At 55.9% G+C, this 23,585-nt stretch carries 20 protein-coding genes; 10 read left to right on the top strand and 10 right to left on the bottom strand.

What is annotated here, in order from left to right; genetic code table 11:
• The first annotated feature begins 119 nt into the window (after positions 1-119).
• The 4 genes from HBN79_RS16020 (at position 120) to HBN79_RS16005 (ending at position 5,920) form a co-directional block, all read left to right on the top strand.
• Positions 120-1,466 (top strand): imelysin family protein, encoded by a 1,347-nt coding sequence (locus tag HBN79_RS16020; RefSeq protein WP_095003032.1) that lies wholly within the window; start codon positions 120-122, stop codon positions 1,464-1,466.
• Positions 1,467-2,301: 835 nt separating this feature from the next.
• A complete protein-coding gene (locus HBN79_RS16015) occupies positions 2,302-3,717 on the top strand; it encodes a di-heme oxidoredictase family protein (protein WP_169916880.1) in 1,416 nt (471 codons plus the stop codon).
• A gap of 26 nt (positions 3,718-3,743) precedes the next feature.
• The gene (locus HBN79_RS16010) at positions 3,744-4,808 is read left to right on the top strand and encodes an imelysin family protein (protein WP_095003363.1); all 1,065 of its coding nucleotides are present in this window, start codon (positions 3,744-3,746) and stop codon (positions 4,806-4,808) included.
• Positions 4,809-4,822: 14 nt separating this feature from the next.
• Positions 4,823-5,920: a DUF1513 domain-containing protein gene (locus HBN79_RS16005; RefSeq protein ID WP_169916879.1), complete on the top strand. Its 1,098-nt coding sequence runs from the start codon at positions 4,823-4,825 to the stop codon at positions 5,918-5,920.
• Between the two features lie 176 nt (positions 5,921-6,096).
• On the opposite strand, the gene HBN79_RS23995 is transcribed toward HBN79_RS16005, so the two are convergent.
• The 5 genes from HBN79_RS23995 to colR form a co-directional block, all read right to left on the bottom strand.
• Positions 6,097-6,318, bottom strand: coding sequence for a hypothetical protein (locus HBN79_RS23995; protein ID WP_095003361.1), 222 nt, complete (start codon positions 6,316-6,318; stop codon positions 6,097-6,099).
• Positions 6,318-7,034, bottom strand: coding sequence for a lipopolysaccharide kinase InaA family protein (locus HBN79_RS16000; RefSeq protein ID WP_095019398.1), 717 nt, complete (start codon positions 7,032-7,034; stop codon positions 6,318-6,320). Before HBN79_RS16000 ends, HBN79_RS23995 begins: the two co-directional genes overlap by 1 nt.
• Before the next feature lie 3 nt (positions 7,035-7,037).
• Positions 7,038-7,718, bottom strand: a complete 681-nt coding sequence (locus HBN79_RS15995) for a class I SAM-dependent methyltransferase (RefSeq protein WP_095003359.1) — start codon at positions 7,716-7,718, stop codon at positions 7,038-7,040.
• Positions 7,719-7,914: 196 nt separating this feature from the next.
• Entirely contained in the window at positions 7,915-9,195 is a 1,281-nt protein-coding gene (locus HBN79_RS15990) for a HAMP domain-containing sensor histidine kinase (RefSeq protein ID WP_095003358.1), read from the bottom strand.
• Positions 9,185-9,868 (bottom strand): two-component system response regulator ColR, encoded by a 684-nt coding sequence (gene colR, locus HBN79_RS15985; RefSeq protein WP_016779797.1) that lies wholly within the window; start codon positions 9,866-9,868, stop codon positions 9,185-9,187. The genes HBN79_RS15990 and colR overlap by 11 nt, the downstream gene beginning before the upstream one ends.
• Positions 9,869-10,071: 203 nt before the next feature.
• Here colR and HBN79_RS15980 point away from each other — a divergent pair, with 203 nt between their 5' ends.
• Complete coding sequence (locus HBN79_RS15980) at positions 10,072-12,021, top strand: LTA synthase family protein (protein WP_169916878.1); 1,950 nt, start codon at positions 10,072-10,074, stop codon at positions 12,019-12,021.
• Positions 12,022-12,247: 226 nt separating this feature from the next.
• On the opposite strand, the gene groL is transcribed toward HBN79_RS15980, so the two are convergent.
• From groL to HBN79_RS15960, 4 genes are all read right to left on the bottom strand, one after another.
• Positions 12,248-13,888 carry a chaperonin GroEL gene (groL, locus tag HBN79_RS15975; RefSeq protein WP_016779795.1) on the bottom strand — a complete coding sequence of 547 codons (1,641 nt, stop codon included), beginning with the start codon at positions 13,886-13,888 and terminating at the stop codon, positions 12,248-12,250.
• Positions 13,889-13,937: 49 nt separating this feature from the next.
• Positions 13,938-14,231, bottom strand: coding sequence for a co-chaperone GroES (locus HBN79_RS15970; RefSeq protein ID WP_016779794.1), 294 nt, complete (start codon positions 14,229-14,231; stop codon positions 13,938-13,940).
• Positions 14,232-14,472: 241 nt separating this feature from the next.
• Positions 14,473-14,943 carry an FxsA family protein gene (locus HBN79_RS15965; protein WP_095003356.1) on the bottom strand — a complete coding sequence of 157 codons (471 nt, stop codon included), beginning with the start codon at positions 14,941-14,943 and terminating at the stop codon, positions 14,473-14,475.
• A 71-nt stretch (positions 14,944-15,014) separates the two neighbouring features.
• Positions 15,015-15,740, bottom strand: a complete 726-nt coding sequence (locus HBN79_RS15960; RefSeq protein WP_095003355.1) for a HugZ family protein — start codon at positions 15,738-15,740, stop codon at positions 15,015-15,017.
• Positions 15,741-15,792: 52 nt separating this feature from the next.
• Here HBN79_RS15960 and HBN79_RS15955 point away from each other — a divergent pair, with 52 nt between their 5' ends.
• The 5 genes from HBN79_RS15955 (at position 15,793) to HBN79_RS15935 (ending at position 22,318) form a co-directional block, all read left to right on the top strand.
• The gene (locus HBN79_RS15955) at positions 15,793-16,551 is read left to right on the top strand and encodes an SDR family oxidoreductase (protein ID WP_095019396.1); all 759 of its coding nucleotides are present in this window, start codon (positions 15,793-15,795) and stop codon (positions 16,549-16,551) included.
• 783 nt (positions 16,552-17,334) lie between these two features.
• On the top strand, positions 17,335-17,856 hold the full coding sequence (locus HBN79_RS15950) for a fimbrial protein (protein ID WP_095019395.1): 522 nt from the start codon (positions 17,335-17,337) through the stop codon (positions 17,854-17,856).
• Between the two features lie 93 nt (positions 17,857-17,949).
• Positions 17,950-18,627, top strand: coding sequence for a molecular chaperone (locus tag HBN79_RS15945; protein WP_095003365.1), 678 nt, complete (start codon positions 17,950-17,952; stop codon positions 18,625-18,627).
• 99 nt (positions 18,628-18,726) lie between these two features.
• Positions 18,727-21,318 (top strand): fimbria/pilus outer membrane usher protein, encoded by a 2,592-nt coding sequence (locus HBN79_RS15940; protein ID WP_169916877.1) that lies wholly within the window; start codon positions 18,727-18,729, stop codon positions 21,316-21,318.
• A gap of 10 nt (positions 21,319-21,328) precedes the next feature.
• Positions 21,329-22,318 (top strand): fimbrial protein, encoded by a 990-nt coding sequence (locus HBN79_RS15935; RefSeq protein WP_095019393.1) that lies wholly within the window; start codon positions 21,329-21,331, stop codon positions 22,316-22,318.
• 178 nt (positions 22,319-22,496) lie between these two features.
• Here HBN79_RS15935 and HBN79_RS15930 read toward each other — a convergent pair whose 3' ends face one another.
• A complete protein-coding gene (locus HBN79_RS15930; protein ID WP_095003350.1) occupies positions 22,497-23,510 on the bottom strand; it encodes a DUF481 domain-containing protein in 1,014 nt (337 codons plus the stop codon).
• Positions 23,511-23,585 lie beyond the last annotated feature (75 nt).

Below are 23,585 nucleotides of genomic sequence, written 5' to 3'. Positions count from 1 at the left end.
AGTAAATAAGAAATATTTCCAACAGTAGCCCTTTACAGAAAATGCATATCTTTCGCATCATGTGGCAGTTTCGCGTGCAGCCGCACGCTTGTCCCACCTCTCGAAGCAGGATTTTCGCCATGATTCGTATGCCTCTGGCTACCGCCAGTCTGCTGGCCATTGCTATCTCACTCGCCGGCTGTGGCGACAAGGACAAGGAAAAAACCGCAGCAACCCCTACGCCAGCAGCCGCCACCAGTACCGCGACGCCTGCCACTGACATCACGGCGGCAAAAGTCGACGAAGCTGCCGCCAAGGCCGTCGTTGCCCATTACGCCGACATGGTTCACGCCGTGTACAGCGATGCCGAAAGCACTGCCAAGAAACTGCAAACCGCCATCGATGCATTCCTGGCCAAGCCCAACGACGAGACCCTCAAAGCTGCCCGTGCCGCCTGGGTTGAAGCTCGCGTGCCTTACCTGCAGAGCGAAGTGTTCCGCTTCGGTAACACCATCATCGATGACTGGGAAGGCCAGGTGAATGCCTGGCCCCTGGACGAAGGCCTGATCGACTACGTTGACGCCAACTACGCCGGCGCACTGGGCAACCCGGGTGCCAACGCCAACATCATCGCCAACCCCCAGATCCAGATTGGTGAAGACAAGGTCGACGTAACCGAAATCACCCCGGAAACCCTGGCCAGCCTCAACGAACTGGGCGGCTCCGAAGCCAACGTAGCCACCGGCTACCACGCCATCGAATTCCTGCTGTGGGGCCAGGACCTCAACGGTACGGGCCCGGGTGCAGGCAACCGTCCTGCTTCGGACTACCTGGAAGGCGAAGGCGCCACCGGTGGTCATAACGATCGTCGTCGCGCCTATCTGAAAGCCGTGACCCAACTGCTGGTCAACGACCTCAACGAAATGGTCGGCAACTGGGCACCAAACGTGGCTGACAACTACCGCGCTACGCTGGAAGCCGAGCCGGTACAAAACGGCCTGCGCAAAATGCTGTTCGGCATGGGCAGCCTGTCGCTGGGCGAACTGGCCGGCGAGCGGATGAAAGTGTCCCTGGAAGCCAACTCCCCTGAAGACGAGCAGGACTGCTTCAGCGACAACACCCACAACTCGCACTTCTACGATGCCAAGGGCATTCGCAACGTGTATCTGGGTGAGTACGTGCGTGCTGACGGCACAAAAATGACCGGCCCAAGCCTGTCGTCGCTGGTGGTGGTCATTGACCCGGCTACCGACGCCACGCTCAAATCCGATCTGGCCGACACCGAAGCCAAGATCCAGGTCATGGTTGACCGCGCCAACAAGGGCGAGCACTACGACCAGTTGATCGCAGCTGACAACGCTGCGGGCAACCAGGTTGTGCGTGATGCCATCGCTGCCCTGGTCAAGCAGACCGGTGCCATCGAGCAAGCCGCTGGCAAGCTGGGCATCAGCGACCTGAACCCGGACAACGCCGATCACGATTTCTGATCTGCAACGTTTGAGTGAATGAACAATAAGGCGACCTTCGGGTCGCCTTTTTTGTAGGCCGCTTCGGCGCGAGCAAGAGAACTTCAATATCGAGCCTGCTCGCTACGACAAGGTTTTGCCTTTGCCTTTGCTTTTGCTGTGGCCACTCGATTAGCCAAGCGACGTGAATGCCCCTCACAGAAGGCCGAACGCAGGTGCTGTTATGGGGGTGGCGCGGCAGGACGCCGCGCCAACCGCGATGGGCCATGGATGGCCCGTCGCGGCGTGCCCCCATAACAGTGCCGGAGTGAGGGCGGAACCCGTAGAGAGCCGTGGCACATCGAATGGATATGTACTTGGTGGCTCTAACTTGAACTTTGAGTACATATCCGGCATTCATGTCTAACTGGGATATTGGTTTCGCTCTTACAGCGAGTCACTTTTTCCAGACGCCGAAAAAGTAACCAAAAAGGCTTGCCCCTGGCGTACGGCCTTCGCTGCGCTCAGGTTCCCTCGCTCCGGTCCCGCTCCGTGGGCACGCCGCCACGGGCCATCCATGGCCCATCGCGGCTCTCCCGGCATCCATGCCGGTCGACCCACTGCGCAGAACCTCCACTCGGCCTGCCGATGGGGCCAGCAGATCAAAATCAAAAGCCAGATCAAAAGCGGCCGAGGCGATCGAGCGGCCGGTTTGGATGAGGGATTTGCGAACAACAGGCGGGCTTGATCGGCAACAGAGTTTCTACAGGGTCATTTGTCTGCCCCAAGTCACAGCAAACGCTAATCCCTCTTATTTCAATTCCCCTTCCCTGCTAAACTTTGCGCCCTCGATTTTGCTCGCTGATCTGGACGTTTGATGCCTTCGTTGCCTCTTCGCCTGTCTCTGCTGCTCATGGCCCTGTGCCTTGGCGGTTGTGATAATGCCCCGCGCTTTACCAAACCCGAGCCCGGCGAAGCCCGCTCAGGCGGGGCTACTACGGTGCGCAAAACCGATCAGAACTCGTTTTCCATGCCCTCGGCCAACTTGTCGCCCACCCGGCGCCTGGATTTCAGCGTCGGCAACAGCTTCTTTCGCAGCCCCTGGGTCATAGCCCCGTCCACCACCACCGCCCGTGATGGCCTGGGCCCGTTGTTCAACACCAACGGCTGCCAGAACTGCCACATCAAGGATGGTCGCGGCCACCCTCCCGCTCCGGGCGCCAAGAACTCGGTGTCGATGCTGGTACGCCTGTCGATCCCCAACGACCCTGCTTACGCCACGCTGATCGAGCAGGCAGGCATCGTGCCCGAGCCGGTCTATGGTGGCCAGTTGCAGGATATGGCCGTGCCCGGTGTAGCTCCCGAAGGCAAGGTTCGGGTCGATTACGAGCCGGTCAGCGTGCGTTTCAAGGACGGCACTGAAGTCGAACTGCGCAAGCCCACCCTGCAGATTACCCAGCTGGGTTATGGCCCGATGCATCCCGACACCCGCATGTCGGCCCGCATTGCACCCCCGATGATCGGCCTGGGGCTGCTCGAGGCCATTCCCAACGAAGCCATTCTGGCCAATGCCGACAAACGTGAGGGTATTGCCGGGCGCCCGAACTGGGTGTGGGATGACGCGCAACAAAAGACAGTGTTGGGCCGTTTTGGCTGGAAAGCCGGGCAACCGAATCTCAATCAACAAAATGTTCACGCTTTTTCTGGTGATATGGGGCTCACGACCTCCCTGAGACCCTTCGATGACTGCACCAAGGCCCAAACTGCCTGCCTCGAGGCGCCCAACGGCAATGGCCCCGATGGCGAACCCGAGGTCAGCGACAACATTCTGCGCCTGGTGGAGTTCTACACTCGCAACCTGGCCGTACCCGCCCGCCGTGATGTCGGCGCACCCCAGGTGCTGGCCGGGAAAAACCTGTTCTACCAGGCCGGCTGCAACTCATGTCATACGCCAACGTTCACCACATCGGCCAACGCCGCCGAGCCCGAGCTGGCCAATCAGGTCATCCACCCCTACAGCGACTTGCTGCTGCACGACATGGGCCCGGGCCTTGCCGATAACCGCAGCGAATTCGCCGCCAGCGGCCAGGACTGGCGTACGCCGCCGTTGTGGGGAATCGGCTTGACCCAGGCGGTAAGTGGCCACACCCAGTTTTTGCACGATGGTCGTGCCCGCAACCTGCTGGAAGCCGTGCTCTGGCATGGCGGCGAGGCCGAACCGGCCAGGCAGCAGGTGTTACGCTTTAATGCCGAGCAACGCGCCGCGTTGCTGGCGTTCCTGAACTCTCTTTAACGCTTTACAAGATCGGGGACCCCGACATGTTTCGACCCAAGCTGTTGTTCACCAGCCTTGCCGCCATCGCCCTGGCGGCCTGCTCGCCACAAGACCCGCAGGCCGTCACCTCGGCAGCCATCGCCAAACAAGTGATCCTGCCTACCTACAGCCGCTGGGTTGAAGCTGACCGCCAGTTGGCCGTCAGCGCCCTGGCCTACTGCCAGGGCAAGGAAACCCTGGAAACGGCCCGCGCCGACTTCCTGCATGCGCAAAAAGCCTGGGCCGAGCTGCAACCTTTGCTGATCGGGCCTCTGGCCGAGGGTAATCGTTCGTGGCAGGTACAGTTCTGGCCGGACAAAAAGAACCTGGTCGGCCGTCAGGTCGAACAACTGGTGATCGCTCAGCCGCAGATCGATGCCGCGGCCCTGGCCAAGTCCAGCGTTGTGGTGCAAGGCCTGTCTGCCTACGAATACATTCTGTTCGACAGCAATATCAACCTGGCCGACGATGCGCAAAAAGCCCGTTACTGCCCGCTGCTGACTGCCATCGGCGAACGTCAGAAGCAACTGGCCGAAGAGATTCTGGCCAGCTGGAACAGCACGGACGGCATGCTCGCGCAAATGAGCAAGTTCCCCAACCAGCGCTACGCCGACTCCCACGAAGCCATCGCTGACGTGCTGCGCGTGCAGGTCACCGCACTCGATACCCTGAAGAAAAAACTCGGCACGCCAATGGGCCGCCAGAGCAAAGGCATCCCGCAACCGTTCCAGGCTGATGCATGGCGCAGCGAGTCGTCACTCAAAAGCCTGGCCGCCAGCCTGGCCGCAGCCCAGACCGTTTGGGCCGGTGTCGACAACAAGGGCCTGCGCAGCCTGCTACCCGCTGAACAAAAGCCGTTGGCTGACAAGATCGACGCGGCCTACGCCACCTCGCTCAAGCTGTTCAATGACAACCAGCGCACCCTCAACGAGTTGCTGGCTGACGATGCCGGGCGCGCCCAGCTCAACGCCATCTACGACAGCCTCAACGTGGTTCACCGCCTGCACGAAGGCGAACTGGCCAAGGCCCTGGGCATCCAGCTGGGCTTTAACGCCAACGACGGCGATTGATAAAGGAAGGTTCGATGATGCGCAGGCAAGCACTCAAGCTTGGTGGCTTATTGCTCAGTACAATCACGCTGGGCGGTTGGTCACTGTTTAAACAGAAAGGCCAAAGCCCGTTGCTGCTGAGTGCCCGCGACGATGCAGACGGCAATCACCTGGCTGTTGGTTATCGTCTGGATGGCACTCAGGTGTTCAGCACCCGGGTCGGCCAGCGCTGCCATGACATCATTAACCATCCGACACTGCCCATTGCCCTGTTCGTGGCGCGGCGCCCCGGTACCGAAAGCTACCTGATCAGCCTGACAGACGGGGAGTTGCTGCAAACCCTGACGTCCCGGCCCAACAGGCATTTTTATGGGCACGCGGTCATCCATAAAGACGGCGAGTGGCTGTACACCACTGAAAACGACACCACTGATCCGGGCCGTGGCTTGCTTGGGGTTTATCGCTTTGAAGGCGAGCGCCTGATCCACAGCGGTGAAATTCCCACCCACGGCGTCGGCCCGCATCAGGTGTCGTGGATGCCTGACGGTGAAACACTGGTGGTGGCCAACGGCGGTATTCGTACCGAAGCCGAAAGCCGGGTCGAAATGAACCTGAACGCGATGGAACCCAGCCTGGTGCTGATGCACCGTGATGGCAGCCTGATCAGCCAGGAAACCCTGAGCCAGCAGATGAACAGTGTGCGCCATTTGGGCATTGCCAGTGACGGCACCATCGTCGCTTGCCAGCAATTTATGGGGGATGCCCATGAGTTGTCGGAACTGTTGGCCATCAAGCGTCCCGGCCAGCCATTTGAACCCTTCCCGGTGGCCGAGCAGCAACTGCGCGCCATGGGCCATTACACCGCAAGTGTCGCGGTTCACAGTGAGTTGCGTCTGGTTGCGCTGACGGCTCCGCGGGGCAATCGGTTCTTTATCTGGGACCTGGACAGCGGCGCCTTGCGCCTGGATGCGCCATTGCCTGACTGTGCGGGGGTGGGTGCAGTGGAGGATGGCTTTGTGGTTACGTCCGGCCAGGGCCGTTGCCGTTTCTACGATTGCCGTCAGAGCGAGCTGATAGCCAAGCCATTGGATTTACCCTCGGGGCTTTGGGACAACCATTTGCATATCATGTAGAGCTGCAGAAACACTTGTAGTCGCTGCCTAAGGAAAGAGGCTGCGTCCGGCTGCGCAGCAGTCGTAAACCCAAAGATCACGGTGTATCAGATACACCAACGCTGGATGGCTTTACGACTGCTGCGCAGCCGGACGTAGCCTCGCACGGCTCGTCAACTGCTACAGGGACTTGGCTACTACTTCTTCAGCCCCTGGCTCATTCCAAACATAAACAGCAACAGGTCGTGGTCGGGCCGGGTTGCTACCGCAGCTTTGACCACGCGCGGCAACGGACAATGAGCCCCTATTTGGGCCCCGCTCAACACTCGAGTCACAGGCTGTTCCCAAGCGGCAAACGCCACGCCAGCAATGACCAGGGCACCCAGCAGAAACAAACTTCGTGCTATTTCTCGCTTCATCACCGTAAACCTTTGATAGCGCTGCCAAACACTGTTTTATAAAAGTAGATCAGTCTGTCCCACTCTGTAGCACTCCACGACGAATGGCGCCGCAGTTGTTTAAGATCGTGGGAAGCGGCTTTTTGGGCCGTCAGGCGTTGCCGACTTTTTTCCAGGTCCAGCAAAGCCACGTCAACCTCGGCTCCCTCGCCCTGCCCCGTCACCCGTACAAAGACATGTTTGGCGTACAGGCAGCCGTGCTGCCAACGGCCCAGGTGCATACGAGCCAAGGTATGGCCTATCGCTTCAAGCACTCGGTCATGTACCGCTTCACCGCAGCGCTCGCGCTCACCGGCGGCGTACCAGTTATCGATTTCAACAAAGCCTTCCAGGCCCACGGTCACCAGCAATGCACGCCATTGCTTGTCTGTTGCTTGTTGCGCTCCGCAGTACACCAGCTCCGGCACACCAACCGACAAAGCGCTCAAGGCCAGCAACGCATCCTGTTCACGCAACACCGTCGGGCGACCCAGCGGGTAACGCCAGCTACGGTAGGTATGCCCCACCTGTCGTTTGGCGTAGAGCAAGCGCCCTTCACCATCATGAATCCGTTGTACACCACTCTCGCCACCACGACGCTGATTGGGCTCTTCAACCCATTCGCCTTGCTGATTCCAGTAAAACTCGAATGGGTCTTCAGTCGCAGAGGGGGATTGCTGTACAAAATCAACGGTCATGAGTTATCTCTTTCGTAATACGTAAACCCGCCACATCGCATAGAGCGGAATAAAGTCCAAATGGTCCTGAACGGTGAAACCTGCCTTTTTGAATTCCGCCTCCACTGTAGCAGCAGGTAACACAAAACGATTTTGGTAACCGTATTGATCTGCCTCTGCAGCGCGTTGACGCTCGAGACGCTTGCGTTTCCAGGCCTTAAAATTGCCATCTACCCACAACGAGATAATCACACTGTCCCGGCTAACGCGATGAAGCTCCCGTAATAGAGCCATCCGGTGGCTTGCATCGCCAATGTGGTGCAACAAGCGCATGCAAAAAACACTGTCAACCGAGTTGTCAGGCAAATCTATTTCAAAAGCTGACATCTGCAAGCGCCGTACCCGTTTCACTACGTCGGCGGGTTGGGCCAAAGATGCCACCTCCAGCATGGACGCCGAGTTATCGGCACCGATGATCTCGCGGCTTGGCATTTGTGCCAGCAACGGCCAGAAACGGCCCGCGCCACAAGGCAAATCGAGAACGACCTGAGGTTCGCCTGCCAGCTGCAAAGCGCGACGCGCCAATTGTTCATCGCGCTTGTGCGACAAACGTCGGGCCAGGCCGTCCTGATGCTTGATCAGGTATTGCGTAGCGTGATGCTGGTCGTACTTTTCAGAAAATTTGAGTTTGATGATCGAGTTCATGCAAGTGCTCCAGAAGCTAATGAGCACTACCTTAATCAGCGGGACGTGTGCATCAGGTCATGGACAGGTGAAAATTCTGTCAGACCATTCATACAAACATTTCAAGGTTTTACAGGTTGAAAGTACTGGCGCAGGGCCACTTACGCCCAGACTTTCGGGGTGTGCGGCCTGCAGAACGCAGGCCGCAGAAAAGACTTCAAACCTCAGCCGGACCAAGCTCGACACGAAAACGGCAGCCATTTGGCTCCATGGTGGTCAGTGTGACCCGCCAGCCCTGGCTATCGCAGATGCGCTGCACCAGTGACAGGCCAAGCCCCAGGCCTTCACCGCGTTTTTCGCTGCCGCGCACAAAGGGCTGAAACATCGCCTGGCGCTTTTCTTCAGGGATGCCCACGCCGCTGTCTTCCACCACAAAACCGCTGGGTTCCAGGGTCAGCCGGATAAACCCGCTGTCGGTGTAGTGCAAGGCATTGCGCAACAAGTTGCCCATGACGGCATGCAGGAAAGTGGCGTTATAACGGGTATCCAGCGGATTGCCGGGGTCGTAGATCAGCTCAAGACCCTTAGCTTCAATCGGCTCGCGCCACAGGCTGATCAGGCCTTCGGCCACGGTAGTCAAGGTCACCGTAGGCGACATGTTGGCATCCTCATGCTGGGCACGGGCCAGCATGAGGAAGGTTTGCACCAGTTCGCGCATTTCCTCACAGGCACGGGAAATACGCTCGACCTGTGAACGACTGCGCTGATCCAGCGACGGGCTTTCCAGCAACAGCTCGCAGGAACTGGCCAGCACCATCAGCGGAGTACGCAGCTCGTGACTGACATCACTGGTGAACAAACGCTCGCGGGTCAGGGTGTCGCGCAACCGACCCAGCGTGGCATCGAACGCCACTGCCAGCTCGCCCACTTCATCGGCCGCATAATCCGGGGCCAACGGCGGCGCCAGCCCCAGTAACTGATCGCGATGGCGGACCTGGCGTGCCAGACGGATAACCGGAGCCATCACCCGCCGCGCCAGGGTCCAACCCAGGAACACCGCCAGCGCCAGCGCCAGGACAAAACCGACGGCGACCACAGCAAACAACACGCGCTCGCGCTCTTCAAAATCGCTCTGGTCTTGCAGCAGGACATAACGCCGGCCATCGACCACTTCTACCATCGCGTGATACGACAACTGGTCACGGAACACTTCATGAAAGCCCGGATCCAGATGACGCAGGTCCTTGGGCAGGGCAAAGTCGCCACGCCCGCCACTGAAATAAAACAGCTGGCTCGGCTTGGGGCGATGGTTCCACTCCGCGCCGTTGTCCATCAGCAACAGGCGCTGCAAATCCCCGCCCAGCCCTGCCGATATGAGTTTTTCTTCGACCAGGTGCACGGTGGCAATAATGCCCACAGCGAATGTCCCTGCCACCAGCGCGCTCATCAATGCAAAAGCGATGATGATCCGCTGGGAAAGACTTTGCCTAAACTCCATCACGAACCTCGGCGAGGCGATAGCCCACGCCATGTACGGTGTGCAACAGAGGCTTGTCGAACGGCTTGTCGATGACCTGACGCAATTGGTGGACGTGGCTGCGCAGGCTGTCGCTGTCCGGGCAATCATCGCCCCACAAGGCTTCTTCCAGCACTTCGCGGCGCAATACATGGGGGCTTTTCTGCATGAGTACCGCCAGCAATTTCAAGCCCACCGGATTGAGCTTGAGCAGACGGCCTTCGCGTGTCACTTCCAGGGTATCGAGGTCGTAACGCAACTCGCCGACCTGCAGTTCGCGTCGCCCGCCGCCCTGGGCACGACGCAAAACCGCCTCGATGCGGGCAGCCAGCTCGGACAGGGCAAAGGGTTTTAGCAAATAGTCATCGGCACCTGACTTGAAGCCTTGCAGGCGGTCATCCAACTGGTCGCGGGCGGTCAGCATGATCACCGGGGTATCGCGACGGGCATCTTCACGCAGGCGCTTGCACAGGGTGTAGCCGTCGATGCCGGGCAACATGATATCGAGCACAATCAGGTCGTAATGCTCGGTGGCCGCCAGGTGCAGGCCCGACAAACCATCTTGCGCACAGTCAACGGTATAGCCCTTGAGACCCAGGTAGTCGGCAAGGTTGGCGAGGATATCGCGGTTGTCTTCAACCAATAGAATTCGCATGGGCACTCTCTCCGTTCACAGTTACGGCCGTCTTGGCCCGCGCAGCTTAAGGCCAAGAACCCCGCAGGGCCAGCACCACAGGGCGCTCAGACAATTTAGTTACGACTCTCACATAAATGACATTTTTTTTACTGTCGGTTCACAAACTCAATACAGTGGCGCCGGCACACTTTCGCACCCCCGCGTTTAAGGAAAAACAACTAATGCGTCTGCTGCACACCGCGCCTATGCGCTATCTCCTGCTGTTGACTGGCTGTTGGCTGGCGACCTTTCTAATCACCCGAGGCGTTCTGCTAGTTACACACCTGGGAGAGGCCGGCAACAACTGGCTGCCCGTGTTTGGCATTGGTTTGCTCTACGACCTTGGCTTTCTAGCCTATGCCGCCGTGCCGCTGGGGGTCTATCTGCTGTTATGCCCACCAGCCCTGTGGCGTCGCCGCGGCCACCAGTGGTTCCTGCAAGGCCTGCTGACGGTCAGCTTGTTTGCCATGCTTTTTACTGGCGTGGCCGAGTGGCTGTTCTGGGATGAGTTCGGCGTGCGCTTCAACTTTATCGCCGTGGACTACCTGGTCTACTCCGATGAAGTGCTGAATAACGTACTGGAATCCTATCCAATCGGCATCCTGCTCAGCGCCATCGCCCTGGCTGCCATTGTATTGAGCCTGATAGTGCGTAAACCGTTCAATGCGGCCATGAATGCCGAGCTACCGACACTGGGTGGACGTATCGCCACCTTTGCCGGCCTGCTGCTGGTAGCGGGCCTGTGCCTGCAACTGCTCGACCAGGACAGCCCGCGCGGCCAGGGCGGCAACGCCTACCAACATGAACTGGCGAGCAATGGCCCGTACCAGTTCTTCGCTGCGTTCCGTAACAACGAGCTGGATTACCAGCAGTTTTACGCCAGCCTGCCCACCGATGTAGTGGCCAAACAGTTGCGCGCCGAACTGACCGAGCCCAACGCCACCTTTGTGGGCCAGGACCCACTGGATATCCGCCGCAACATCGATAACCCGGGTGCTGTGCGCCAGCCCAATATCGTACTGGTGACCATCGAAAGCCTCAGTGCCAAGTACCTGGGCAGCAACGGTGACGGCCGCAACCTGACGCCGAATCTGGATCAGCTGCGTAAAGAGAGCCTGTACTTCAACAACTTTTATGCCACCGGCACGCGTACCGACCGGGGCCTGGAAGCCATTACCCTGGCCATTCCGCCGACGCCCGGGCGTTCAATCGTCAAGCGTATCGGCCGTGAAAGCGGCTTTGCCAGCCTGGGCCAGCAGCTCAATGGCGTGGGCTATGACAGCGTGTTCGTCTATGGCGGGCGCGGTTACTTTGACAATATGAACGCCTTCTTCAGCGGCAACGGTTACCGCGTTGTCGACCAAAGCAGCGTGAATGAAGCCGATATTCATTTCAAAAATGCCTGGGGCATGGCTGACGAAGACTTGTACCGCGAAACCCTGAAACTGGCCGATGCCAATTACGCGCAACAAAAACCGTTTTTGTTGCAACTGATGACCACCTCCAACCACCGTCCTTACACCTACCCTGAGGGCCGGATCGACATCAAATCGGGTAACGGCCGCGACGGCGCAGTGAAATACACCGACTACGCCATCGGCCAATTCCTCAACGATGCGCGTAAAAAGCCGTGGTTCGACAATACGATTTTCGTCTTCGTTGCCGACCACACGGCGGGCAGTGCCGGCAAGGAAGACTTGCCGATCACCAACTATCAGATCCCGCTGTTTATCTATGCGCCCAAGTTGATCGACGCCCGTGAAAACTCGCAACTGGCCAGCCAGATCGACCTGGCGCCCACCTTGCTCGGCTTGCTGAACCTGGATTACCAGTCGACCTTCTTTGGCCGCAACCTGTTGCAGGACAACCCGCTGCCGCCGCGCGTGGTCGTGGGCAACTACCAGCACCTGGGCTTGTTTGACGGCAAAGACCTGGCCATTCTCAGCCCGCGTCAGGGGCTGCGCCGCCATGATGATGCGCTGAGCACCAGTATTGAATCGCGGGTAGCGGCGACTGATCCGCTGATTGAGCGGGCAATAGCCTACTACCAGGGTGCCAGTCATGGCTTCAAGCAGCAGTTGCTGGGCTGGAAGCCGGCGCAAAAGGGACATGTGCAGGTTTCAGAACGCTAATTGACCCACGACCCTCACCCCAACCCTCTCCCATAGGGAGAGGGGGCTGATTGGGGCAAACCCCAGCCCCTCTACAGCCTGAATGCATTGAGTTGAATCCTGCATCGGCTCGGTCAAGCCCCTCTCCCTCTGGGAGAGGGCTAGGGTGAGGGGCTTTTAACAGACCTACAAAAAAGCCCCGCCTGATTACTCAGGCGGGGCTTTTGCGTAGCGGGGTAAGGCTGGCTTACATCATGCCGCCCATACCACCCATGCCGCCCATGTCTGGCATGCCGCCAGCTGGTTTGTCTTCCTGGATCTCAGCGATCATCGCCTCAGTGGTGATCATCAGGCTGGCAATCGACGAAGCCGCTTGCAGAGCCGAACGAGTCACTTTAGCCGGGTCAAGGATACCCATTTCGATCATGTCGCCGTATTCACCAGTGGCTGCGTTGTAACCGTAGTTACCCGAACCCTGCTTCACTTTGTCGACAACTACGCTTGGCTCATCACCGGAGTTGGCAACGATCTGGCGCAGAGGTGCTTCAACAGCACGACGCAGCAGAGCAATACCCACGTTCTGATCAGCGTTGTCGCCTTTCAGTTCGGAGATGGCTTGCAGAGCGCGAACCAGTGCCACGCCACCGCCAGGTACCACGCCTTCTTCAACGGCTGCACGAGTAGCGTGCAGGGCGTCTTCAACGCGGGCTTTCTTCTCTTTCATTTCTACTTCGGAACCAGCGCCAACCTTGATCACTGCAACGCCGCCAGACAGCTTGGCCAGACGCTCTTGCAGTTTTTCACGGTCGTAGTCCGAAGTGGTATCAGCCACTTGAGCACGGATCTGGGTAACACGTGCCTGGATGTCCGCATCGTTGCCAGCACCATCGATGATGGTGGTGTTTTCTTTGGACAGGATCACGCGCTTGGCGTTACCCAGGTGCTCCAGGGTAGTGCTTTCCAGGCTCAGGCCGATCTCTTCGGAGATTACGGTACCGCCAGTCAGAACAGCGATGTCCTGCAGCATTGCTTTACGACGGTCACCGAAGCCTGGTGCTTTGACAGCAGCGACTTTAACGATACCGCGCATGTTGTTCACAACCAGAGTCGCCAGGGCTTCGCCTTCAACGTCTTCAGCCACGATCAGCAGTGGACGGCCGGCTTTTGCAACGGCTTCCAGAACTGGCAGCATTTCGCGGATGTTGGAGATCTTTTTGTCAACCAACAGGATCAGCGGGCCGTCCAGCTCAGCCACCATGGTGTCTGGCTTGTTCACGAAGTAAGGGGACAGGTAGCCACGGTCGAACTGCATGCCTTCAACAACAGACAGTTCGTTTTCCAGGCCCGAGCCTTCTTCAACGGTGATCACGCCTTCTTTACCGACTTTTTCCATGGCTTCGGCAATGATTTCGCCGATGGAGCTGTCGGAGTTGGCAGAAATGGTACCAACCTGGGCAATTGCCTTGCCGTCAGCGCATGGCTTGGCCAGTTGACGCAGTTCTTTGACGATAGCGATGGTCGCTTTGTCGATACCGCGCTTCAGGTCCATCGGGTTCATGCCGGCAGCGACGGCTTTCAGGCCTTCGTTGACGATCGACTGAGCCAGAACGGTTGCAGTGGTAGTACCGTCACCAGCGTCATCGTTGGCACGGGAGGCAACGTCTTTAACCAGCTGCGCGCCCATGTTTTCGAAGCGGTCTTTCAGCTCGATTTCTTTTGCAACGGACACGCCGTCCTTGGTGATGGTCGGAGCGCCGAAGCTCTTCTCGATGATCACGTTACGGCCTTTAGGGCCCAGGGTCGCTTTTACTGCGTCAGCCAGGACGTTTACACCAGCCAACATTTTTTTGCGGGCGGAGTCGCCGAATTTAACTTCTTTAGCAGCCATGTTCGTTCTTCCTTAAATACTTTGTAGTAACGGGAAAAGGAGCGGGAAATCAGCCTTCAATTACAGCGAGAATCTCGTTCTCAGCCATAACCAACAGGTCTTCGCCGTCGACTTTTACAGTGTTGCTGCCGGAGTAAGGGCCGAACACAACCTTGTCACCCACTTTAACGGCCAGTGCACGCACTTCACCGTTGTCCAGAACGCGACCCGTACCAACGGCGATCACTTCACCGCTGTTAGCTTTTTCAGCAGCAGAACCCGGCAGAACGATACCACCAGCGGTTTTCTTTTCTTCTTCGCTGCGACGGATTACGACGCGGTCATGCAGAGGACGAAGCTTCATTGTCGATCTCTCCTAATTGAGGTGTTCATCGGCCGGTGTCAATACCGGCTGGGTTTACAAGTCCGGAAATGCCGGGTGCGATTCGCGGTTGGGATTTTGCTGTTGCCAGTAAAACCCTGCGGTGTCCGTTACATAAGGGCGCATCCACTTATTACAAGGGCACGCCCACGAAATTTTTAACCTGGCGTGCCACTTGAAACAGACACGGCACCCAAGGTGCCGTGTTGATAACGCCAAAGCCTTATTTATCGCGATGCTCGAACTCGCCTTCGATCACATTGGGCTCACGCCCCAAAGGCTGATGGGCACGTGGTCGTGCGGCTTCGAAGTCTTCGGCAAACGCACGCTGGCGGATGGCCTGTTCTTCAGCACGCTTGCGCAGGCGGTTGACCAGAAACCGGCGAACTGGCGGGAACAGCAACAACAGACCGGCCGCATCGCTGATAAAACCAGGCAGAACCAACAGTCCACCACCCAGCGCCAGCATCAGGCCTTCAAGCATTTGCTGAGCAGGCAGCTCGCCGCGATTCAGGCTTTCGCGCGCTTTGAGCGCCGTGGCCAAGCCTGCGACGCGAACGACCAGAACACCCAGCATGGAGCCGGCAATGATCAGCAGCAACGCGGGGAAAAACCCTATGGCGGTGCTGACCTTGAAAAAGACGTACAGCTCTAGCACTGGAAACAACAGAAAGAGCAATAGAAAAGCGCGCATCAAATGATTCCTCTCCGGAAGAATATCTTCCAACCAAGACTAGATGACGGCGCGCTTGTGCAAATTCAAGGTCAGACCGTCTGTTTTTTCGGCCACTCACTGGCACGGGCCAGCAAAACCAAGGCTTCGCGCACCTGTGTCGAAGTGTTGCAAGGCTCCGGAAAAGCCAACCAGTGCACGCCTTCGCCGATGCGCAGGTGCATGCCTTCGCTGTCGATGCCCACCAGCATAGCTGGCGCTGTTTGCGGCAGGCCGGTCAGTTTGACGTAGTGTTCAATGGCATTGGCGTGATCGCTGTTCATATGCTCGACCATCCGCACCTCGACCTGCCCGGCGAAAGGGTTTGCCAGCGTGACCTGGTCCAGCCAGTGGATGGCACCAAAACCGCCTATGTAGCGATGACGAACCGGGTTGAGCACCCAGAAATCGAAATCATGGGCAGTGTCATAGCCCTTCGCCTCGGGAAAGTAGCGGTAGTAACGCTCGGCTGCGGCTTCAATGGCTGCGGGATCGCTCAATTGCACGGCCTCAGCCAGCACGGTAAGACGGCCAACAGCCTGCACCTCTTCAGCGCCCCGCTCCCCCACCATCAGGGAACACTTGGGATCCTTGCGCAGGTTGTGGGTGTGCTGGGCGATGCGGCTGATCAGGATCAGTGGCCTCCCCAGCTCATCCAGGCAATAAGGCACCACGGAGCCGAAGGGAAATCCCGGCATGGCCTTGGACTGGGTAGCCAGGGCGCCACGGTATTCCTTGAGCAGTAATTCTCGGGCATGCTTGGCAGCTTCAACGCTCAACTTATGACTCCTTAATAAAAATCCGTAGATAACGGTCGAGATCAGGGCACTCATGCAACTTAAAGACAAAGTAATCATTATCACTGGCGGCTGCCAGGGGCTGGGTCGCGCCATGGCCGAGTACCTGGCTGCCAAGGGCGCCAAACTGGCACTGGTCGACCTCAACCCGGAAAAACTCGAACTGGCGGTGGCAGCCTGCCAGGCGCACGGCGTCGAGGCCCGAGCCTACCTGTGCAACGTCGCTGACGAAGAACAGGTTACGCAAACCGTTGGCCAAATTGCAGAAGATTTTGGTGCGATCAACGGCCTGGTCAACAACGCCGGCATTTTGCGTGACGGCCTGCTGCTCAAGGTCAAGGATGGCGTTATGACCAAGATGAGCCTGGCGCAATGGCAAGCGGTAATTGATGTGAACCTGACCGGGGTTTTCCTGTGCACCCGTGAGGTAGCGGCGAAAATGATCGAGCTCAACAGCGAGGGCGCGATCATCAATATCTCGTCGATCTCCCGTGCCGGCAATGTCGGCCAGACCAACTACTCGGCGGCCAAGGCCGGGGTTGCTGCTGCCACCGTGACCTGGGCCAGGGAACTGTCGCGTTACGGCATTCGAGTAGCCGGGATTGCACCGGGCTTTATCGAAACCGAAATGACCCTGGGCATGAAACCCGAAGCCCTCGAAAAAATGACCTCGGGCATTCCGCTCAAGCGCATGGGCAAGGTTGAAGAAATCGCTCATTCGGCAGCGTACATTTTTGAAAACGACTACTACACTGGGCGCATTCTGGAACTGGATGGCGGGTTGCGGATCTAGGCATCATCTCCCGCAAAGATAGGCTTGGATTCAATCATGAAACGGCCTGGACCCCCAATCCAGGCCTCACCGTTCACCTCGTTCGGAGTGCGTCAGCGCAAAGCTGTCAGATGCCGGACTAAGCGGTAAACCGCCAAGAAAGCCAATTCACAGGCTTTCGACACATCAAAATCGGATAACAAACACCTTGCCGACCGGGTCTTTCACTCGACGCTCTCGCTCGACCTGAACGTTGCTCCGATAATCCCAACGCTTGCTAAATCGATGTTCAAGGTGGGGGTGACTAGCGCTGCCCACCTATCACCACCGCTCTCCAGGCGCAGTTCATAGCCCCGCAATACCCGAGCCCGCACTTGTTGGATTGAGGCGGAATTTTACTGCGGCTTGATCTCGGGAATATTCGAGCAAACCTGATTGATACAGTAGCCGATGCAGGTATTGGTCTTATTTTTCTCTGGCATCGCAGGCATGACCGTTATATCAGGCATTCATGCCGGGGTTTTGCTGTGAGCGGCTATATAGTCTAGCCACAGCAACCTCTCAGAAAACTCTTACAAGAACAATAGCAAATGCCCATATAGCATTTAAAAGCCAAACAACGAACATACACACCCAAGCAGCTACCGCACAGTATCTCTTAAAAGAGAAACTGTGATGTCAACCAGGAATTCAAGGCGACATAACCTCCACCCAACAAGAGAAACAGAATTTAACAGCAAAACAGGAACACCTCATATATTGCACTATCCACACACTTAACCAAACGACATGAGAAATAACTGCATGCGAATTAAAATTATCGCTCTTACACTGCTGACAGGTTCCTCTATTGCAAGCATCGCTAATGCTGCGGACGGGACAATCAACTTTACGGGCACTATTCTCAGCGCGGCATGCACAGTGACGCCAGCGACTGGCACTCAGACAGTCCCACTTAATTCTGTCACCACGAGCAGCTTGAGCACCGCCGGTGTTACTTCGTCACCCACTAAATTTGATATCGTATTGACCAGTTGCCCTTCTACCGTCAGCACGGCCACCGTAAAGTTCGACGGCCCCACAGACAGTGACAATTCAAGCATCCTGAAACTTACGACTGAGCCAGGTGTTGCGACCGGTGTAGGCATCGCACTGTATGAAAAAGATGCCTCAACACAAATTCCGATCGGCACAAGCTCCACCAGCAGCACGCTGTCCACCACCAGTGACACTACCTTTACTTTTTATGCCAAGTACATGGCTACCAAGGCGGTCACTTCAGGTCCGGCTAACGGCAGCACAGACTTCACTATCAACTACAACTAGCCCCCATTCACCGTGCATTGAGTAATTTCAATGCGTACTGACAACCTGTGCCTACCCCTTGCAAGGGGTAGGCACCTTGAGGAAAACCACACAATGCAATGGCTCACGTCCATCTGTATTACTCTAACTCTCGCCAGCCTGACTCATACTGCTTCGGCGGGAGTGGTAATAGGAGGCACTCGAGTTATTTATGACACCGCAAGAAAAGACTCTTCCTTCTCGGTAAGCAATACTGGAACGTCAGAGCCTTATCTGATTCAGTCCTGGGTAGAAAACCTGCACGACAGCAACAAAGCCCCCTTTATCATAACGCCGCCCCTCTTTCGCCTTGACGCAGACCAAGAAAACACCCTGCGCATCATTCATACGGGAGGGCAGTTACCCGCCGATAAAGAGTCGGCATTCTGGGTGAATGTAAAAACAATATCAGCCTCGGAGAAAAGCGATTCCAACCAGTTACAAATTTCGGTCAAAAGTCGAATCAAGGTTTTTTATCGTCCTACTGGTCTCCCTGGTGATGCGACCGAAGCTTACAAGGCATTGACCTTTACTCGCCAGGGCAGGCAGCTAAAAGTTAACAATCCAACGCCGTATCATGTTTCTTTTTTTCACGTCCGCGTGGGAGATAAAGAAATACAAAATGCCGGTATGGTTGCCCCACAAAAAACGCTCAGCTGGGAGATTCCTCCCGACGCGACCGGACCTGTCAGCTGGCAAGCCATCAACGATTATGGCGGAGTTTCCCCCACCGCAAGTGCCGCACTGCAGTAGCCAGGTACTTTGCATACTTTATTGTCCAGGCCACCCTAAACTTCACACAGCCAAGCGATAGCGACTGAGTTTCACTGCAGTTGTATCGAGGTCGTTCGCATGCAAAAAGCCCCTTTCTACCAGGCCCTTAAATTCCAGGTGCGCCAGCGTGCGCCACTCTTGCACTGCACTCACCTGACTTTATTGATCAGCATACCCGCAACATTAGAACTCGCCTTCCAGCCCTCTTCAGCTTTTGCGCAGGAATACTTCAACCCCCACGCTCTGGAAATGGGTGATCCTGGACAAAAGCCCATCGACCTAGAGTACTTCGCCAACCAGGGCGGGCAACTACCAGGTCTATACAGTGTCGATATATATCTAAATGATAATCGGGTAGCCCATCGAGACGTAAACTTTGTGAGTATCGCTGGAACACTTCAACCCGAACTGACCTCACCTCAACTCCAGGAGATGGGGGTCAAGCTGGAAGCTTTCCCGGCCTTGCAGCAACTGCCCTCAACAAGCGCAATCAGTACATTGTCAGACTACATCCCCTATGCCAGCAGCCGGTTCGATTTCAAACTGCAGCGGCTGGATATCAGCATTCCCCAAGCCGCACTCACAAGCCAGGCTCATGGCTACGTGGATCCTCAGCTATGGGATCAAGGCCTTTCGGCTGCACTGTTGAACTATAGTTTCAGCGGCTCCAACACGCTCAATAATAATAGCAACAATCGCTCAAAGACAAACGACAGCTATTATTTAAATTTACGCAGTGGCCTGAACTTGGGCGCGTGGAGGCTGCGCAATTATTCTACGTATAATTCACGTAACGGAAATAACAACTGGCAGAACCTCGACACTTATGCGCAAAAGGATATTCAGTCACTAAAGGGGCAACTGACGTTGGGTGACAGCTCAACGCCCAGTGACGTTTTCAACAGTGTGCTATACCGCGGTATTCAATTAAATTCGGACGATAACATGTACCCTGACAGTCTGAAAGGGTTTGCACCCGTTGTTCGAGGCATTGCCCAGAGTAATGCCCAGGTCACCGTGCGACAAAATGGCTACATTATTTATCAAACCTATGTCTCGGCGGGTGCGTTCACAATCACTGACTTGTATCCCACGTCCTCCAGTGGTGACTTGGAAATTGCAATCACCGAAAGTGATGGCACCGTACGCCGTTCAACTCAATCATTTTCTGCGGTACCTGTAATGCTACGTGAAGGGCGCCTGAAGTATTCAGTGACTGCAGGACAATATCGTTCCAACGCCAACGCAGCCAGCAAACCAAGTTTTATGCAAAGCACGCTGATTTACGGATTGCCCTATGACTACACCCTCTATGGTGGCTTACTGGCATCTGGAAAATATAATGCCACGACTGTTGGTATTGGCCATACGCTGGAAGGTTGGGGGGCGGTATCTGTGGATGCTACACAGGCACACGCCAAACTACGCAACGGGTCCAGCCATCGAGGGCAGTCTTACCGCTTCCTCTATTCAAAAACCATTAATACCACTGACACTACCTTTACGTTGGCCGGATATCGCTACTCCACCAGCGGCTACTACGATTTTCAGGAAGCCAACGAAATTGACCCCGACAACTTCAATAATTGGCGCGGAACCAGCACTAAACGCAGCAAGACGCAGCTCAGCATCAACCAATCTTTTGGAGACAAAGGAAACTTCTATCTTAATGGATACCAACAAAGTTTCTGGCGTCAAAACAAATATGAACGCAGCCTGACGGCAGGTTATGACCTCAGTTACCGCAGCATCAACTACGGCTTGGCGTATACTTTCACCCAGACACCGCTTGATACTGGACGCAACAACAAAGATCAGCAACTTTCCTTCAAAGTTCAGTTCCCTTTGGGCAAGACACTCCCTAACAGTTGGGCCAGTTACAATTTCAACGCCAGCAAGCAAGGCAGCAGCGCTCATGACGTAGGCCTGAGCGGCACCGCACTGGCAGACAACAACCTGAGCTACAGTATTCAACAGCGGTACGCAAACCAAGGTGTCGGCAGTAGCGGTAATGCCAACGCAAACTACAAAGGCACTTATGGAGAAGCCAGGATTGGTTATAACTACGACACCCGATCACAGCAAGTCAATTACAACTTGCAAGGCGGTATTGTAGCCCACCCTTATGGTGTCACGCTTTCACAACAACATGGTGAAACCATGGCCTTGGTTCGGGCACCTGACGCAGCCGGTGCCAAAGTAAAGAATACTACCGGTGTAAAAACCGACTCGCGTGGTTATGCTGTCGTGCCCTATCTCAGTACATACCGAAAAAACCGGGTAGCGCTTGACACCGCAACACTCACTGACGACGTTGATATTGAGATCAATACCAAAACGGTGATTCCTACCAAAGGTGCGCTTGTATTGGCAGACTTTAAGACTCGTGTTGGCAAGCGTGTATTGATTTCTTTGAGTCACGGCGGCAAGCCCGTACCTTTTGGCGCTACCGCGACACTGCTGGAGAACTCAACTCATTCTAATAATGAGGGCGTTGTCGGCCTGGAGGGCGAGGTATACCTCAGCGGTGTGCCGCAGTCTGGAGCACTGCATGTAAAATGGGGGGATAAATCTGGCCAGCAATGCACGTCACACTTCATCTTGCCTGAGCTGCTTGTAGAGCAAAACGCCACCCCCGCCATCAGCTCCCTTTCAAGCATCTGTCAATAGGCGGAAAACCATGACTCTTGCCAAATATAAAGCCAGTGACCTTATCGTAAAACATAGAGGTCACGCTACTTTCGGATTGTTCATTCTTGCCTTTTCGAACATCGCCACAGCCAGTTGTTCTTTCTATAACGGGGCCACTTCAGAAATAAGAAAAGATATCAATTTTGGTTCTATCATTGTTCAGCGGGACAGTCCTGCTGGCACCGTATTGGCGACAATAAGCACCGGCCCATATCATAGTTCCTATCCCTTTTTCGGGTGCAACACGAGTTGGACATACCGCTGGACAAATGAAATATTTACGGTCCTGAGCCCCCTGGCAAACCGAATATACAACACCAATATTGACGGGGTCGGGATAAGTACAAATAATGAATCAAACACTTACATCGTACCGTACGACGAACCCCTAGGCGCCAACAATTATATTTCAATCCCCCGCGGTATGCGTGTAAGACTTATCAAAACAAAGGCGGGTGCCGTAGGAGCAGGAACTCTTACCACCGGAAGAATTGCCAGAGCGTCCATTGTTGGAAACTTCTATACCGCCAACATCACATTAGTGGGCGTTAATACTATTGTTCCCGTTGCCTGCTCCGTCACCAGCGCTTCCATCAACGTTCCGATGGGCGATGGAATACCGATGAGCACTTTTACTGGGCCCGGTAGCGTCGCCGCCGAAACACCATTCGCCATAGAGCTAAATTGCGATGCAAACACTCGTGTACAGGTCAAACTGGACGGCAGCCCCCATGCGTCTGCCGTCGAGGGTGTATTGGCGCTGAACTCCACCCCTTCCGGGACCATGGCCAAGGGCATAGGTTTACAATTACTTCACAACAGTACGCCTGTAAAGCTGGCGACTAATATTACCGTAGGGACCGTCACGAACGACGGCAACTACTCAATCCCACTGACGGCCCGGTATTATCAGACCGGCGCAAGCGTAAGTGGTGGCGTGGCAAACAGCACGGCAACATTTACCCTGACCTACAACTGATACCTTAAGTCGATGGTTGCATCTAGATATCAGGTCAGAACCTTAGTTTTTGAGGGAGAGCCCTGCCTCTAATGAGGCAGGCATTGGTGAATTTCAACATCCTTGGAATTCAAACGGGTGTTTTCTGATTCCCCACAAGATCCAAGCCCGCCCTCTCAAGTCATGCCGTACGGTTTTACTACCAGACCACGCCAAACCCTACGGTATAGCGGGTCTTGTTGAGGGCGTTATCAGAGCCACTCGAGCTGCCAATCAGGTCTTTCTCGGCCTTTAGATTCAGCGATGCCCATTCCGTGACCTTGTAACGCAAGCCGATTTCGGAATCGAGACTGTAGTCCGACTCCCCTTCCAGCGACTTGCCCAATTCACCATTGGTAAAAAACGAGACTGTTTTGCCCATCAGGTAACGGTTGTAATCCCACTTCATGGCCAGCGAGTAGAAGTTGTCTTTCTTACCGTCAGAGTATTCGTAATCAGTGCGATTGAGCAGTGAGCCCAGCGAGAATGCGCCCAATTCGTCATCCCAGAACTGGTAGCCGGGGCCGGTACCGACTGTACGCTGACGGGAAATGTCTTCCACCCGGTCGCGGTTATAGGTCAAACGACCTTGCCAGTACCACTTGTCGCTGATGAAGTAATCCAGCGCGTACTCAGCAGTCCAGTTATCCGTGGTTACCACATCGTTCTGAAACTCGCGGTTGTACTCACCCTCTGCGTGATGACGCCAGGCGCCGTGGCGGGCAGTGGTCTTGAAATCGAGATCGTAGTCGTCGGTATCCTTGTCCGCCCGTTTGTAGTCCATCGCCACATCAACATTGCCTTTCCAGACCATGTCTTCGACCAGCGGTTTGGGCTTGATGAGTTGCTGGATACTGGCCAGAGCTACGGTTTTCGGTGCTTCACCGTTGACCAGGGTTACGCTGCCGTCTTCGGCCGCCTGCAATGACTTGGCCTTTTCACCGGTCCAGGCATCCTGCTTGACCAGCAATTCCTGATCACTTTCCAGGGTCTTGACCTGCTTCCAGTCAATGGGCACGGCCCCCGCATACTCGGTCTGAATCAGTAATTTGCCGCCATCAAAGACTTTGATCTTGCCGCTCAGGCGGTCGCCGTTTTTCAACCACACCGTATCGGCAAACACGGGCGCAGCAAGGCACATGACAACAAGGCATAACAGGGTTCTGGACAACATAAGCGGATGCGAAACTCAGAAAAACGGAAGAATGCCGGCATTATCCGGATGGATACGCCCTTGAGGAAGAAAGAC

Source organism: Pseudomonas sp. WS 5051 (genome assembly GCF_012985715.1).
Lineage (GTDB): Bacteria > Pseudomonadota > Gammaproteobacteria > Pseudomonadales > Pseudomonadaceae > Aquipseudomonas > Aquipseudomonas bubulae.
This window is presented reverse-complemented; position numbering and strand designations above follow the sequence as displayed.

Coding starts and splice junctions, on each gene's coding strand:
- HBN79_RS15995 (WP_095003359.1), bottom strand. CDS start 7,718: ATGAACTCGATCATCAAACTCAAATTTTCTGAAAAGTACGACCAGCAT.
- HBN79_RS16000 (WP_095019398.1), bottom strand. CDS start 7,034: ATGACCGTTGATTTTGTACAGCAATCCCCCTCTGCGACTGAAGACCCA.
- HBN79_RS15955 (WP_095019396.1), top strand. CDS start 15,793: ATGCAACTTAAAGACAAAGTAATCATTATCACTGGCGGCTGCCAGGGG.
- HBN79_RS16020 (WP_095003032.1), top strand. CDS start 120: ATGATTCGTATGCCTCTGGCTACCGCCAGTCTGCTGGCCATTGCTATC.
- HBN79_RS15990 (WP_095003358.1), bottom strand. CDS start 9,195: ATGGAGTTTAGGCAAAGTCTTTCCCAGCGGATCATCATCGCTTTTGCA.
- HBN79_RS23995 (WP_095003361.1), bottom strand. CDS start 6,318: ATGAAGCGAGAAATAGCACGAAGTTTGTTTCTGCTGGGTGCCCTGGTC.
- HBN79_RS15980 (WP_169916878.1), top strand. CDS start 10,072: ATGCGTCTGCTGCACACCGCGCCTATGCGCTATCTCCTGCTGTTGACT.
- colR (WP_016779797.1), bottom strand. CDS start 9,868: ATGCGAATTCTATTGGTTGAAGACAACCGCGATATCCTCGCCAACCTT.
- HBN79_RS15940 (WP_169916877.1), top strand. CDS start 18,727: ATGCAAAAAGCCCCTTTCTACCAGGCCCTTAAATTCCAGGTGCGCCAG.
- HBN79_RS15965 (WP_095003356.1), bottom strand. CDS start 14,943: ATGCGCGCTTTTCTATTGCTCTTTCTGTTGTTTCCAGTGCTAGAGCTG.
- HBN79_RS15945 (WP_095003365.1), top strand. CDS start 17,950: ATGCAATGGCTCACGTCCATCTGTATTACTCTAACTCTCGCCAGCCTG.
- HBN79_RS15935 (WP_095019393.1), top strand. CDS start 21,329: ATGACTCTTGCCAAATATAAAGCCAGTGACCTTATCGTAAAACATAGA.
- HBN79_RS16010 (WP_095003363.1), top strand. CDS start 3,744: ATGTTTCGACCCAAGCTGTTGTTCACCAGCCTTGCCGCCATCGCCCTG.
- HBN79_RS15930 (WP_095003350.1), bottom strand. CDS start 23,510: ATGTTGTCCAGAACCCTGTTATGCCTTGTTGTCATGTGCCTTGCTGCG.
- HBN79_RS16015 (WP_169916880.1), top strand. CDS start 2,302: ATGCCTTCGTTGCCTCTTCGCCTGTCTCTGCTGCTCATGGCCCTGTGC.
- HBN79_RS16005 (WP_169916879.1), top strand. CDS start 4,823: ATGATGCGCAGGCAAGCACTCAAGCTTGGTGGCTTATTGCTCAGTACA.
- groL (WP_016779795.1), bottom strand. CDS start 13,888: ATGGCTGCTAAAGAAGTTAAATTCGGCGACTCCGCCCGCAAAAAAATG.
- HBN79_RS15950 (WP_095019395.1), top strand. CDS start 17,335: ATGCGAATTAAAATTATCGCTCTTACACTGCTGACAGGTTCCTCTATT.
- HBN79_RS15970 (WP_016779794.1), bottom strand. CDS start 14,231: ATGAAGCTTCGTCCTCTGCATGACCGCGTCGTAATCCGTCGCAGCGAA.